The organism is Streptomyces sp. NBC_00086, assembly GCF_026343255.1.
Taxonomy (GTDB): Bacteria; Actinomycetota; Actinomycetes; order Streptomycetales; family Streptomycetaceae; genus Streptomyces.
This window is the reverse complement of record NZ_JAPELZ010000001.1, coordinates 6,192,770-6,205,114: the sequence shown is the minus strand read 5'-3', so window position 1 is coordinate 6,205,114 and position 12,345 is coordinate 6,192,770. Positions and strand designations below refer to the sequence as shown.

Here is a 12,345-nt window from a genome sequence, read left to right as displayed (position 1 = left end):
ATGACATGCGCACGTAAGATTCCCGCCAGCCGAGGAGATCCCTCCCGCTCTACCCCCCACTCGCGAGGAGCACACGTGCGCGCTCTTGCCCGCATATCCCCCCTTCTTCGCCGCCGCCTGATGGGTACCGCCGTACTCGCCGGCACCCTGGCCTTCACCCCGCTCGCCGCCCCCACCACGGTCGCCGCCGCCAAGACCGGCGCCGAGGTGTGCGCCGAGGAGACCGGCGCCGCGGCCAACGCCCGTGTGGCGCGCCCGAAGGACCAGCACGCGGCCGAGCCGAACGAGGTCACCGAGGCCCAGTCCAAGGCCATGGACGCCGACCTCAAGGCGAAGCTGGACAAGATCTCGAAGGAGCACCGCAGCCTTCGCGCCGCCGAGGCCGCCACCAGCATCCCCGTGTACTTCCACGTCATCCACTCCGGCACCACCGGAAAGCTGACGGCCACCGACATCAGCAAGCAGCTGGCGGTCCTCAACGCGGCCTACGCCGGCCAGGGCACCGGAAACGTCGACAGCACCTACCAGTTCACCCTGGCGGGCACCGACTACACGGACAACGCGAGCTGGTACAACCTGGCTTCCGGCTCCACGGCCGAGAAGACCATGAAGAACACCCTGCGCAAGGGCGGGGCGAACGCCCTGAACTTCTACACCGCCAACCTCTCCGGCGGGCTGCTGGGCTGGGCCACCTTCCCCAGCTCCTACGCCTCCCAGCCGAAGATGGACGGCGTGGTCGTCCTGGACACCTCGCTGCCGGGCGGCTCCGCGGCCAACTACAACGAGGGCGACACCGCGACCCACGAGGTCGGCCACTGGATGGGTCTCTACCACACCTTCCAGGGCGGCTGTAACGGCGCGGGCGACTCCGTTTCGGACACCCCGGCCGAGAAGAGCGCGGCCTTCGAGTGCCCGACCGGCCGTGACACCTGCGCCAGCAAGGCGGGCGTCGACCCGATCCACAACTTCATGGACTACACGTACGACAACTGCATGTACCAGTTCACCGCGGGCCAGGTGGCCCGCATGAAGAGCATGTGGACGGCCTACCGCGGCTGACGCTCCGGCGCTCTGACGCAGTCATGACGATGGGGCCCCGCACGCGGGGCCCCATTGCCGTGTTCCGCCCGAAGACCGTCGGAGAGACCGGCCGAGAGACCGGCCTAGAGACCGTCGAGGAAGGCGAGGGCCACCGACCAGGCCTGCTCCGCCGCCTCGGCGTCGTAGTCGTCCAGTCCCGGGTCGGTGAACAGGTGCCCGGCCCCCGGATAACCGTGGACCTCCACGTCCGCCCCGGCCTTGCGCATCCGCAGGTACCAGGCCGTCAGCCAGTCGTGCGGCTCGAAGGGGTCCGGGTCGGCGATGTGCAGCTGCACCGGCAGCTCGTCGACGTAGACGCCCTCCTCCAGGTCGGCCGTCCCGTGCAGGAGCAGCAGCCCGCGCGCCTTCTCGTCGGCGAGCGCCAGGTGCTGGGCGATGGAGCCCCCGAAGGAGAAGCCGGCGTAGACCAGGCCCTGGTCGGAGTACGGGGCCGAGGCCAGGATCGCCCGCTTGAGCAGCTCGTCGCGGCCGATCTCCTCCTGGTGGGCCATGCCCTCCTCGACGGTCTCGAAGGTGCGCCCCTCGAAGAGGTCCGGCACCTGGACCTGGTGCCCGGCCGCGCGCAGCCGGTCGGCCGCCTCCCGCACGGCGGGCCGCAGCCCGTAGGTCGAATGGAAAAGCATGATGTTCATGCCCCCATCGTGCCAGTTTCGGCGCACCCCCTCCGGTTACGTTGGCCTGCATGGACACGGACTCCTTCCTGCGCCCGATCGCGGCCGTCGCCGGCACCCTGGCCGTCACCCTGCTCGCGGGCTGGCTGCTGGACCTGCTGCTGCGCCGCGCCGACGCCCGGCACAGCGAGACCCCGCTGTGGGGGCTGCTGCGCCGCTGCCGCCCGCCGTTCCTGGTGGTCCTGGCCACCTCCCTGCTCCAGGCCGTGCGGCGGCGCGCGGACGGCCCCGGGCACGTGCTGACCCTGATCCTGATCGCCGCGGCCGCGTGGCTGCTGATCCGCATCACGACGGCGATCGTGGACTCCACGTACGCCCGCTACGCGGCCGACGCCTCCGACCAGGCCAGGGTGCGCCGGGTCCGCACCCAGGTCACGCTGATCCAGCGGGTGGTCACGGCGGTGGTGATCGTGGTGGCCCTCGGCGCGATGCTCCTGACCTTCCCCGAGATGCGGACGGTCGGCACCTCGATGCTGGCCTCGGCCGGCGTGCTCGGCATCGTGGCGGGCATCGCGGCGCAGGCCGCACTCGGCAACCTCTTCGCCGGACTCCAGATCGCCTTCGGCGACACCGTCCGGATCGGCGACACGGTGGTGGTGGACAAGGAGTGGGGCACGGTGGAGGAGATCACCCTCACCTTCCTCACCGTCCGCACCTGGGACGAGCGCCGGATCACGATGCCGGTCTCGTACTTCACGAGCAAACCCTACGAGAACTGGTCGCGCGGCGGCGCGCAGATGACGGGCACCGTGTTCTGGCACCTGGACCACAGCGCCCCGGTGGACCTGATGCGCGAGCAGCTCCAGCGGATCCTGGAGGACATCCCGGAATGGGACGGCCGCACCGGCTCCCTGGCGGTCACCGACACCACCCCGAACACCATCCTGGTCCGCGCGGTGGTCACGGCGAAGGACGGGGACGCCGTCTGGACCGTCCGCTGCGCGGTCCGCGAACGCCTGATCACCTGGCTGACTGCGCACCACCCGTACGCCCTGCCCCGCATCGTCACGGCGGAGGCGGTTCACCCGCCCGCCCCCTGACGTACAGGCAGGTAGGGCACGGGAGTTGGCTCCCCCGCACCGTCTTGCCGGCCGCAAAGGACAGGCCCCGCTTGACCCTTCGGCGGACGGAACCTAGGTTCGGGGAGCTGGCTTGATTTGCGCTGGTCAGACGAGGGGAGACACGCATGGCACCGGAGATCGGTTCCCACCGGGGAGGGTCCGGCGCGCTGGCCGTGCTGGAGCTCCTCGCGCAGGAAGCTCCGCCCGGCCTGTTCGAGGCCCTGCTGCACGAGGCCCGAAGATCCGGGGCCGGGGAGGCGGAGGTCGCCGAGCTTACCCGGGCCCTGGAGCTGGCCGGGGCCGTGCGCGCGAACGCCGTGATCGGCCGGCAGCAACAGGCTTCCCTGGCCGCGCTGGTGGACACCGCGCACGACCTGACCTCGCCGTACGACCTGGACGGCCTGCTCCGCGTGATCAACCGGAGGGCTCGGCGCCTGCTCGGCCTCGACATGGCCTGGGTGTCCCTCAACCGCCCGGACGGCACCGGCTACGTCCGCACCTGTGAGGGCGAGACCACCACGCAGAACATAGGGATGGAGCTGGGCACGGGGCTGGGCAGCGCCGCCCAGACCCGCCGGGCTCCCCTGTGGAGCGCCGACTACCTGAACGACGACACGGTCCCGCACGGCCCCGGCATCGACACCGTGGCCCGGGCCGAGGGACTGCACGCGATCATCGCCGTGCCCCTGCGCAACGGGAACTCCACGCTCGGCGCCCTGTACGGCGCCCAGCGTGACGTACGCCGTTTCACCCCGGACGAGATCGGGCTGCTGCTCTCGCTCGCCGACCTGGCGGCCGTCGCCATCGAGAAGGCGCGCCTGCTGGAGCAGACCCAGGAGGAGGTCGCCGAGCTGGAGCGGTTCGGATCCCACACCAACTCCACCCTGACCAGGGTCCGTTACCTGTGGGAGTGCCACGCCCGGCTGGCCGGCCTGGTGCTGGACGGGGCGAGCCTGTCGGCGCTGGCGCGGGCGGCCGCGGACGCGCTGGACGCGGTCGTCCAGGTCCGGGATCCCGGTGGGCGGGTGCTGGTCTCCACCGGTGAGCTGCCGGCGGACCTCGACGAGGAGGCCGTCGCGCGGGCGGCCCTGACGGCCCACGGGCTGCGGCCCGTGGAACTGCCCGGCGACGTGTGGCTGGCCCCGGTGCTGGCCGGCGCCGAGGAGCTCGGCGCCCTGGTGCTGCACGCCTCGGCGCCGCTGACGGTCGAGGACGTACGGCTCCTGCGGATGGCCGCCCAGACCGTGGCCTCGCTGATCCTGATCCAGCGCGGCACCGCCGCCGCCGAGGGCCCGGTCCACGAGGAACTGCTCCAGGAGCTGCTGGACCGGCCGACCCGCTCCGACCGTCACCTGCTGGAGCGCGTACGGCGCCTGGGGATCGAGCTGGACCGCCCCCATGTGGTGGTGGTGGCCCGGCCGGAGGGCGGGGAGCTGGGCAGGGCGGTGGCCTGGGCTTCCTCGTACGCCCATCGGATGAACGGACTCAAGGGCGTGCGCCGCGGCTGCATCGTGCTCGTGGTCCCCGGCGACGACGCCTCGGCCGCCGCCCGCCAGGTGTCGGCCGAGCTGTCACCGCTGCTCGGGCACCCGGTGTCCACCGGGGCCGCCGGGCCCTCGCGCAGCGCCCGCGAGGTGGCCCAGGTGTACGCGGAGGCCGTGCGCTGCCTGGACGCCCTGACGGCCCTCGACGGCGCCGGCGGAACCGCCTCGCTGAGCGAACTGGGCTTCCTGGGACTGCTGCTGTCCACCGACCATGACGTGGAGGCGTTCATCGGGTCGACGATCGGCCCGGTCCTGGACTACGACGGGACCCGCGTCACGGAGCTGACCCGCACGCTGGACTCGTACTTCGAGTCGGGCGGCAGCCCCACCCGTGCGGCCGAGGCGCTGCACGTCCACGCCAACACCGTCTCGCGCCGCCTGGCGCGCATCACGGAGCTGCTCGGCCCGCACTGGCAGAGGCCGGACCGGGCCCTGGAGATCCAGATGGCGCTGCGGCTGCGCAAGGCCCGCGACGTACTGCACGAACGGCGCACCGAATCCGGGCCCGGGTTCGGGCCCGGGTCCGGGCCCGCCCCGCGCATGGGGTGAGGAGCGGGGCGGGCGGGGGAGGCTACTGCCGCGCCGCGGCGAGGCTGTGGGCGGCGTGGGCGATGGAGGCCAGGGTGACGTGCCGGTGCCAGCCGTGCAGGGAACGCCCGGTGTAGTCGCGCAGTCCCAGCTCCTGGCCGCTGTGCTGGGAGGTGAGCGCCACCCGCGGGGCCTGCTTGGTCAGCCGCAGCAGGCGGCCCGCGGACAGCCGGGTCAGGTCGGTGATCCACAGCTGGGACGGCAGCCGGTGCGGGTCGGTCCACTCGCCGACCAGCACGAGCTGGCGGCGCCGCGCCGCCGACGGGTCGGGGATCATCACGCCGACGGCGACGGCGAGGGTGCTGCGGCGCGCCGACGGGTTGGCCGGGTCGGCCCACTCCACGGGCGCGCGCAGCCCCTTGAGGGACTGCAGGATGTCCTCGGCGTTCAGCGGGCCGGCGCCGTAGCCGGGCAGCGCCGGGTCGGTGACGAGCAGCCGGCCGGCGGGGCTGATCCGGGCCAGGACGGGGATGCGGGCCTCGGCGAAGCGGTTCATCGTCATGCGGGTGCCGATGTTGGGGACGTCGAGGACGACCGGGTGGGCGGGCATCGCGGCGGCCTTGACGGTCTCGATGACACCGCTGGCCGCGCACTCCTCGTACGAGGTGTGGTGTGCGGGGGCGGGACCGGTGCCGGGGTCGGCGACAGTGCGGCGCGCCGAATTGGCGGAGGCTTCGGCGTTGTTCTCGCCGTCCGGTACGAACAGCCGCCAGCCGACCGGCGTGGCCACCTCGGCCGAGGCGAACCAGGTGCCGAATGCCTGCTGGCCGCGGAACATCTGGCCCTGGTGCGGGTCGAAGTGGTGGCCGACGCCGACCGAGTGTTCGCCGCCCTTGGGGATCGCCATCGGCTGGGCGACCCAGGCCGCCAGCGGGGTGGTGCTCTCCAGGTATTCCGAGAGCGCGGTGCGCAGGGGCTGCCAGTCCCAGGTGGAGCTGAAGATGAAGTGGTGCAGGCTCTGTTCGGCGGCGTCCCCCTCGACGTGGGCGGCGATGCTGCGGATGGACTTGCGCCCCGAGGTGGCCAGCAGTCCCCGTACGTAGTGCTGGGCCTTCTCCCGCTGGTCCTTGCGGCGGAGCGAGGCGAAGACGGTGGCACACAGGTCTTCGGTGATTTCCCTGATCGGGTCGCGCCGGATCCGGACCGCGGTGTCGCGGCCCTCCCGCGCACCCACGACGGACAGTTCCCTTCGGACGATGGTGTTCATGGCGGTGGTCACCACAGGCCCCCCTAGGCTGCTTCGAATGCAGTCCCACCGTCGCCCGGGGACCCCCCTGCGGGGGAGGTGCGCCGGCCACCTGCCTGCGGCCGGGGGTGGTGACGGGACCCCACACCCCTTGCGGCACAAGGGGTGTGGGGGGTGGCCGGGGTGCGGTCGGCGAGGGTCAGATGAACCGCATGTTGCCGAGGTACGACCGCACGTTGCGGCGGGTCTCGGGGACCGAGTCCCCGCCGAACTTCTCGACGACCGCGTCCGCCAGCACGAGGGCGGTCATCGCTTCCGCGACGATCCCCGCCGCCGGCACGGCACACACGTCCGAGCGCTGGTGGTGCGCCACCGTCGCCTCTCCGGTCACCACGTCGACCGTCGCGAGCGCCCGCGGCACCGTCGCGATGGGCTTCATCGCGGCCCGCACCCGCAGCGGCTCGCCGGTGCTCAGCCCGCCCTCGGTGCCGCCGGAGCGGCCGGAGGTGCGCTTGAGACCCTCGGGGGTGGGGACGATCGCGTCGTGCGCCTTCGAGCCGGGCACCCGGGCGAGTGCGAAGCCGTCGCCGACCTCGACGCCCTTGATCGCCTGGATGCCCATCAGGGCCGCCGCCAGGCGCGCGTCCAGGCGCCGGTCCCAGTGGACGTGCGAGCCGAGCCCGACGGGTACGCCGTACGCCAGGACCTCGACCACACCTCCCAGGGTATCGCCGTCCCCGTGGGCCCGGTCGATCTCCGCGACCATCGCCTTGCTCGCGTCCGCGTCCAGGCACCGCACCGGGTCCGCGTCGAGCTTCTCCACGTCGGCCGTCGTCGGGTACGCCCCGTACGGGGCCCTGGCCCCCGCCAGCTCCACCACGTGCGACACGATCTCGATCCCGGCGGCCTCCTTCAGGAAGGACCTGGCGACCGCCCCCAGCGCGACCCGCGCGGCCGTCTCCCGCGCACTGGCGCGCTCCAGAACCGGCCGGGCCTCGTCGAACCCGTACTTCTGCATCCCCGCCAGATCCGCGTGACCCGGACGCGGACGCGTCAGCGGGGCGCCCCGGCCGGCCTCCTTCGACAGCGACGGATCCACCGGGTCGGCCGACATCACCGTCCGCCACTTCGGCCACTCGCTGTTGCCGACCATCACCGCCACGGGAGAGCCCAGCGACAGCCCGTGCCGGACCCCGCCGAGGAAGGTGATCTCGTCCTGCTCGAACTTCATCCGCGCACCGCGCCCGTGGCCGAGCCGGCGCCGGGCCAGGTGCCCGGCCACCAGAGCGGTGGTGACCGGAACACCGGCGGGAAGCCCCTCTAGCGTCGCCACCAGCGCCGGTCCGTGCGACTCCCCGGCGGTCAGCCAGCGCAGCCTGCTCAACGGACCCCTCCCTCGACGAGTTCGGCGGCTCGCGCCGGCCCCGCCGTGAAGTCACGGGAGCCGTGGAGCCACGCCACCGTGTCGTACAGGTCGTCCGCGCTGTACCCGGCGAGCATCCGGTTGCGGGCCGCCGCCGCCTCGCCGGCCGGGTGGTAGAGCTGCGCGCCCATCTCCCGTGCCACCAGCTGGGTCTTGGCCGTACGGTCGCGCCGCTGCTCGTTGTACCGTGCCAGCCGGCCGGCGACGTCCCGGCCGACCGCGGCCCCGCCGTCACCGTTGCCGTCGCCGTTGCCGTCCAGTACTTCGCCGAGGACGACCGCGTCCTCCAGCGCCATGCACGCGCCCTGGGCCGCGTACTGGAGCATCGGATGCGCCGCGTCGCCCATGAGCGCCACCCGGCCGTCCGTCCAGCCCTCGACCGGGTCACGGTCGCACAGCACCCAGGTCTTCCACTCCTCACCGAGCTCCAGCAGCCGCCGGACCGCGTCGCCCAGCTCCGGGAACTCGCCCAGTACGTGATCCCGGTCCACCGGCAGCCCGACGAGCGCCTCGCGCGCGCCGTTGTCGCGGGTGGCGGCCAGGTTCAGGAACTCGCCGCCGCCGATCGCGTAGTGCACGAAGTGCCACTTGGGTCCGGCCCACAGGGTCACGCTGTTCCAGCGCAGTTCCTCGGGCACCTTCTCCATGGGGATGACCGACCGGTAGATCGTGTGGCCCGACACCCGCGGGTCCCCGTCCCCGATCAGCTGGCGGCGTAAGGCCGATCGGATGCCGTCGGCTCCGATCAGCACGTCCCCGGTGAACCGCTGCCCGGTGCCGGTGATCGCCGTGACCTCGTCGGCCGTCTGCTCGTACCGGATGACCGAATGCCCGGCCAGCAGGGTGACTCCGTCCGCGGCCTGGCAGGCGTCCAGCAGCGGCTGGTAGAGGTCGCCCCGGTGGACGACCGCGTACGGATTGCCGAACCGTTCCCGGTAGGCGCCCGTCAGCGGCATCCGCGCGACGCTCTCCCCGCTGGTGGCGTCCATGAAGCGCAGCTCGTCGATGAGGACGGCCCGGTCGCGCACGGCCCCGCCCACACCGAGCCGGTCGAGGGCGTGGAAGGCGTTGGGACCCAGCTGGATCCCCGCGCCGAGCTCGGCGAACTCGGGCCGGCGCTCCAGCACGGTCACCCGGTGGCCGCGGGCGGCCAGGCTCAGTGCCGTGGCCAGTCCGCCGATGCCGCCGCCGGCGACGAGTACGTCCGTCATCCTCGTTCTCCTTGTGTCTTGGGGAACAGCTGGGCCAGTTCGGCGTGGAAGCCGGGGAAGGTCTTGCCCACGCAGGCCGGATCGTCGAGGTGGAGTCCCGGCGCGCGCAGTCCGAGCACGGAGAACGCCATGGCGATCCGGTGGTCGCGGTGGCAGGCGATCCGGGCGGGGCGGACCTCGCCCGGATGCACGGTGATCCAGTCCCGGCCGGTCTCGGCGCGCACTCCGCACGCGGCGAGGTTCAGGGCGACCGCCGCGATCCGGTCCGACTCCTTGAGCCGGGCGTGCCCGATGCCGCGGATGGTGAGGGGAGCGTCCGCGAGCGGTGCGATCGCGGCGAGCGTCATGAAGGTGTCCGAGATCGCGCCCATGTCCACGTCGAACCCGCCGCGGAGCCGGCCGGTGCCGGTGACCGTCGTCGCGTGATCGCCGATCTCCACCTCGGCTCCGGCGGTGCGCAGGACGTCGACGAAGCCGAGGTCTCCCTGGAGGCTGTCGCGCCCGAGGCCGGGCACGGTGACCGAGCGGCCGGTGACGGCCGCGGCCGCGAAGACGTAGGAGGCGGTGGAGGCGTCCGGTTCGATCACGAGGTCGGTGGCGCGGTATCCCCCCGTGCCGATCTCGAACACACCCGGCGCGTCTTCGGTGACCCGTGCGCCGAAGCGGCGCATCAGGACGATGGTCATGTCGATGTACGGGCGGCTGACGAGCTCGCCGACCGTCACGGTCAGCGGGGTGCGCAGCAGGGGTGCCGCCATCAGCAGTCCGCTCAGGAACTGGCTGCTCAGCCCGCCGTCGACGGCGAGTTCGCCTCCGTCGAGCGCGTCGGCCTCGATCCGCAAGGGCAGGGTGTCCCCGTCCCGGGTCCGTACCCGCGCGCCGAGCCGTGCCAGGGCGTCGGCGAGCGGGCGGAGCGGGCGGGCACACAGTTGCTCCGAGCCGTCGAACACGTACGAGCCGTGGCCGGCCGCGGCGAAGGGCGGCAGGAAGCGGGCCGCGGTCCCGGCGTCGGCGCACCAGACGCGGCCGCCGTGTGCGGGGGCTCCGGCGAGACCGCCGACCTCCCAGAACTCGTCGTGGGGGGTCGCGGTGACCTGGACTCCGAGACCTGTCAGGGCGGTGCGGAAGGCAGTGGTGTCCTCGCTGATCAGGGGGGCGCGCAGGGTGCTGGTGCCGTCGGCCGCCGCCGCGAGGAGCAGGGCGCGGTTGGTGATGCTCTTCGAACCCGGGATGCGGGCCGCGCGGCCCGTACCGGCGAGGGTCCCCGTGGTCATCGGGTTCCTTCCTGCGACGGCTCCGACGACTTCGGCGACTTGGGCGACCCCGGCGACCCCGGCGACCCCGGCGACGGCCCCTCGGACGCGGGCGCCGGGTGCTGCTCGGCGGCGCGGGCGATGCTCGTACGGACGGCCGCCGCGACCCGCTCCGCGGTGAGGCCGTGCTGCTCGTACAGGGACCGGTACGGGGCACAGGCGCCGAAGCTGTCGATGCCGACGGCTTCGCCCGCCTCGCCGGTCAGGGCGTGCCAGCCGAGGGTGGAGCCGGCCTCCACCGAGACCCTGGCGCGCAGTCGCGGCGGGAGGACCGAGTCGCGGTACTCCCGGGGCTGTTCGGCGAACCACTCCAGGCAGGGCAGCGAGACGACCCGGGTCGGTATGCCGTCGCGCTGCAGGAGTTCGCGTGCCGCGAGCGCGATGTGGACCTCGCTGCCGGTGGCCAGGACGACCGCCTCGGGCCGGCCGCCCTCGGCTTCGGCTCGTACGTAGCCGCCCCGGGCCACGGCGTCGGCACCGGGGTCGGGCAGGACGGGGACGTTCTGACGGGTCAGGCAGAGTCCGGCGGGCCGGTCGTCGCGCTCCAGGACGGCCCGCCAGGCGGCGGCGGTCTCGTTGGCGTCGGCCGGGCGGACCACGTCGAGGCCGGGAATCAGGCGCAGCGACCAGAGGTGCTCGACCGGCTGGTGGGTGGGGCCGTCCTCGCCGAGTCCGATGGAGTCGTGGGTCCAGACGTAGGTGACGGGCAGCTTCATCATGGCCGCGAGGCGCACGGCCGGGCGCATGTAGTCGGAGAAGACGAGGAAGGTGCCGCCGTAGGGCCGGGTTCCGCCGTGCAGGGCGATGCCGTTGAGGACGGCGCCCATGCCGTGCTCGCGGATGCCGAAGTGGAGCGTGCGGCCGTAGGGGTGGCCCGGGAAGGCCCGGGTGGCGAACTCCGAGGGGATGAAGGAGGGTTCGCCCTTCATGGTGGTGTTGTTGGACTCGGCGAGGTCCGCGGAGCCGCCCCACAGTTCGGGCAGTACGCCGGCCAGCGCGTTCAGCACCTCGCCCGAGGCCTTGCGGGTGGCCATCTCGCCGCCCGCGGTGAACTCCGGCAGCGCGTCGCTCCAGCCCTCGGGCAGCCGCTTGGCGTCGACCCGGTCGAAGAGGGCCGCGTGCTCCGGCCGGGCCGCGCGCCAGTCCTGGTAGCGCTTGTCCCACTCCGCGCGGGCCGCGCGCCCACGGTCGGCGACCTCGCGGGCGTGGGCGAGCACCTCGGCGGGGACCTGGAAGGAGGCCTGCGGATCCAGGCCCATGGCGGCCTTGGCCGCGGCCGCCTCGCCGGCGCCCAGCGCGGATCCGTGGATCTTGCCGGTGTTCTGTTGGGTGGGGGCGGGCCAGCCGATGATCGTGCGCAGCGCGACGATCGAGGGACGGCCGGTCTCCTCGCGGGCGGCGGCCAGCGCCGCGTGCAGGGCCGGCACGTCCTCCTCGTAGGAGCCGGTCCGGGTCCAGTCGACCTGCTGGACGTGCCAGCCGTAGGCGGCGTAGCGGGCGAGGACGTCCTCCGACACTGCGATGGAGGTGTCGTCCTCGATCGAGATCCGGTTGTCGTCCCAGAGCACGACGAGGTTGCCCAGCTTCTGGTGTCCGGCGAGCGAGCCGACTTCGTGGCTGATGCCTTCTTCGAGGTCCCCGTCGGAGGCGAACACCCAGACGGTGTGGTCGAAGGGGGACGTGCCGGGGGCGGCGTCCGGGTCGAAGAGGCCGCGCTCGCGGCGGGCGGCCATGGCCATGCCGACGGCGTTGCCGAGGCCCTGGCCGAGGGGGCCCGTGGTGGTTTCCACGCCGGGGGTGTGCCCGTACTCGGGGTGGGCGGGGGTGAGGCTGCCCTCGGTGCGCAGCGCCTTGAGGTCGTCGAGCTCCAGGCCGTAGCCGCAGAGGTAGAGCTGGGTGTAGAGGGTGAGGCTGGAGTGTCCGCAGGACAGGACGAAGCGGTCGCGACCGGTCCAGCGGGGGGCCGCCGGGTCGTGGCGCAGCAGCCGCTGGAAGAGGAGGTGCGCCGCCGGGGCCAGGCTCATGGCCGTGCCCGGGTGGCCGTGCCCGGCCTTCTCGACTGCGTCGACCGCGAGGGCGCGTGCGACATCGACGGATTGCCGGTCGAGTGCGGACCACTCGAAGGCGGGGTTGCTGGTGCTCGCCTGGGTGTTCACCGGACGGTCAGGGCTCCTTGTGGCTTGTCTGGAGGCGGGAGGGGGCGTGGGCGTGGTTTCGGGCGGGGCGGCCGATGAGCTCGCCCGGGCC

The 12,345-nt window shown here is 73.1% G+C and carries 9 protein-coding genes; 3 read left to right on the top strand and 6 right to left on the bottom strand.

Features of this window, described 5'->3' with window-relative positions:
* Window positions 1-120: 120 nt before the first annotated feature.
* A complete protein-coding gene (locus OG276_RS28105; RefSeq protein ID WP_266913168.1) occupies window positions 121-1,059 on the top strand; it encodes a zinc metalloprotease in 939 nt (312 codons plus the stop codon).
* Window positions 1,060-1,163: 104 nt separating this feature from the next.
* On the opposite strand, the gene OG276_RS28100 is transcribed toward OG276_RS28105, so the two are convergent.
* Window positions 1,164-1,733, bottom strand: coding sequence for a dienelactone hydrolase family protein (locus OG276_RS28100; protein ID WP_266909481.1), 570 nt, complete (start codon window positions 1,731-1,733; stop codon window positions 1,164-1,166).
* A gap of 50 nt (window positions 1,734-1,783) precedes the next feature.
* Between OG276_RS28100 and OG276_RS28095 the strand changes: the two genes are divergently transcribed.
* Window positions 1,784-2,812 (top strand): mechanosensitive ion channel family protein, encoded by a 1,029-nt coding sequence (locus OG276_RS28095; RefSeq protein WP_266909480.1) that lies wholly within the window; start codon window positions 1,784-1,786, stop codon window positions 2,810-2,812.
* 146 nt (window positions 2,813-2,958) lie between these two features.
* Entirely contained in the window at window positions 2,959-4,926 is a 1,968-nt protein-coding gene (locus tag OG276_RS28090; RefSeq protein WP_266909479.1) for a helix-turn-helix domain-containing protein, read from the top strand.
* 22 nt (window positions 4,927-4,948) lie between these two features.
* Here the strand turns inward: OG276_RS28090 and OG276_RS28085 are convergent, their stop codons facing one another.
* From OG276_RS28085 to tkt, 5 genes are all read right to left on the bottom strand, one after another.
* Window positions 4,949-6,172, bottom strand: coding sequence for a transposase (locus OG276_RS28085; RefSeq protein WP_266909478.1), 1,224 nt, complete (start codon window positions 6,170-6,172; stop codon window positions 4,949-4,951).
* 178 nt (window positions 6,173-6,350) lie between these two features.
* The gene (gene aroC / locus OG276_RS28080; protein WP_266909477.1) at window positions 6,351-7,535 is read right to left on the bottom strand and encodes a chorismate synthase; all 1,185 of its coding nucleotides are present in this window, start codon (window positions 7,533-7,535) and stop codon (window positions 6,351-6,353) included.
* A complete protein-coding gene (locus OG276_RS28075) occupies window positions 7,532-8,785 on the bottom strand; it encodes a 3-hydroxybenzoate 6-monooxygenase (protein ID WP_266909476.1) in 1,254 nt (417 codons plus the stop codon). Before OG276_RS28075 ends, aroC begins: the two co-directional genes overlap by 4 nt.
* Window positions 8,782-10,059 carry a 3-phosphoshikimate 1-carboxyvinyltransferase gene (gene aroA / locus OG276_RS28070; protein WP_266909475.1) on the bottom strand — a complete coding sequence of 426 codons (1,278 nt, stop codon included), beginning with the start codon at window positions 10,057-10,059 and terminating at the stop codon, window positions 8,782-8,784. The genes OG276_RS28075 and aroA overlap by 4 nt, the downstream gene beginning before the upstream one ends.
* The gene (gene tkt / locus OG276_RS28065) at window positions 10,056-12,254 is read right to left on the bottom strand and encodes a transketolase (protein WP_266909474.1); all 2,199 of its coding nucleotides are present in this window, start codon (window positions 12,252-12,254) and stop codon (window positions 10,056-10,058) included. Before tkt ends, aroA begins: the two co-directional genes overlap by 4 nt.
* Window positions 12,255-12,345 lie beyond the last annotated feature (91 nt).

Coding starts and splice junctions, on each gene's coding strand:
- OG276_RS28105 (WP_266913168.1), top strand. CDS start 121: ATGGGTACCGCCGTACTCGCCGGCACCCTGGCCTTCACCCCGCTCGCC.
- OG276_RS28100 (WP_266909481.1), bottom strand. CDS start 1,733: ATGAACATCATGCTTTTCCATTCGACCTACGGGCTGCGGCCCGCCGTG.
- OG276_RS28095 (WP_266909480.1), top strand. CDS start 1,784: ATGGACACGGACTCCTTCCTGCGCCCGATCGCGGCCGTCGCCGGCACC.
- OG276_RS28090 (WP_266909479.1), top strand. CDS start 2,959: ATGGCACCGGAGATCGGTTCCCACCGGGGAGGGTCCGGCGCGCTGGCC.
- OG276_RS28085 (WP_266909478.1), bottom strand. CDS start 6,172: ATGAACACCATCGTCCGAAGGGAACTGTCCGTCGTGGGTGCGCGGGAG.
- OG276_RS28075 (WP_266909476.1), bottom strand. CDS start 8,785: ATGACGGACGTACTCGTCGCCGGCGGCGGCATCGGCGGACTGGCCACG.
- aroA (WP_266909475.1), bottom strand. CDS start 10,059: ATGACCACGGGGACCCTCGCCGGTACGGGCCGCGCGGCCCGCATCCCG.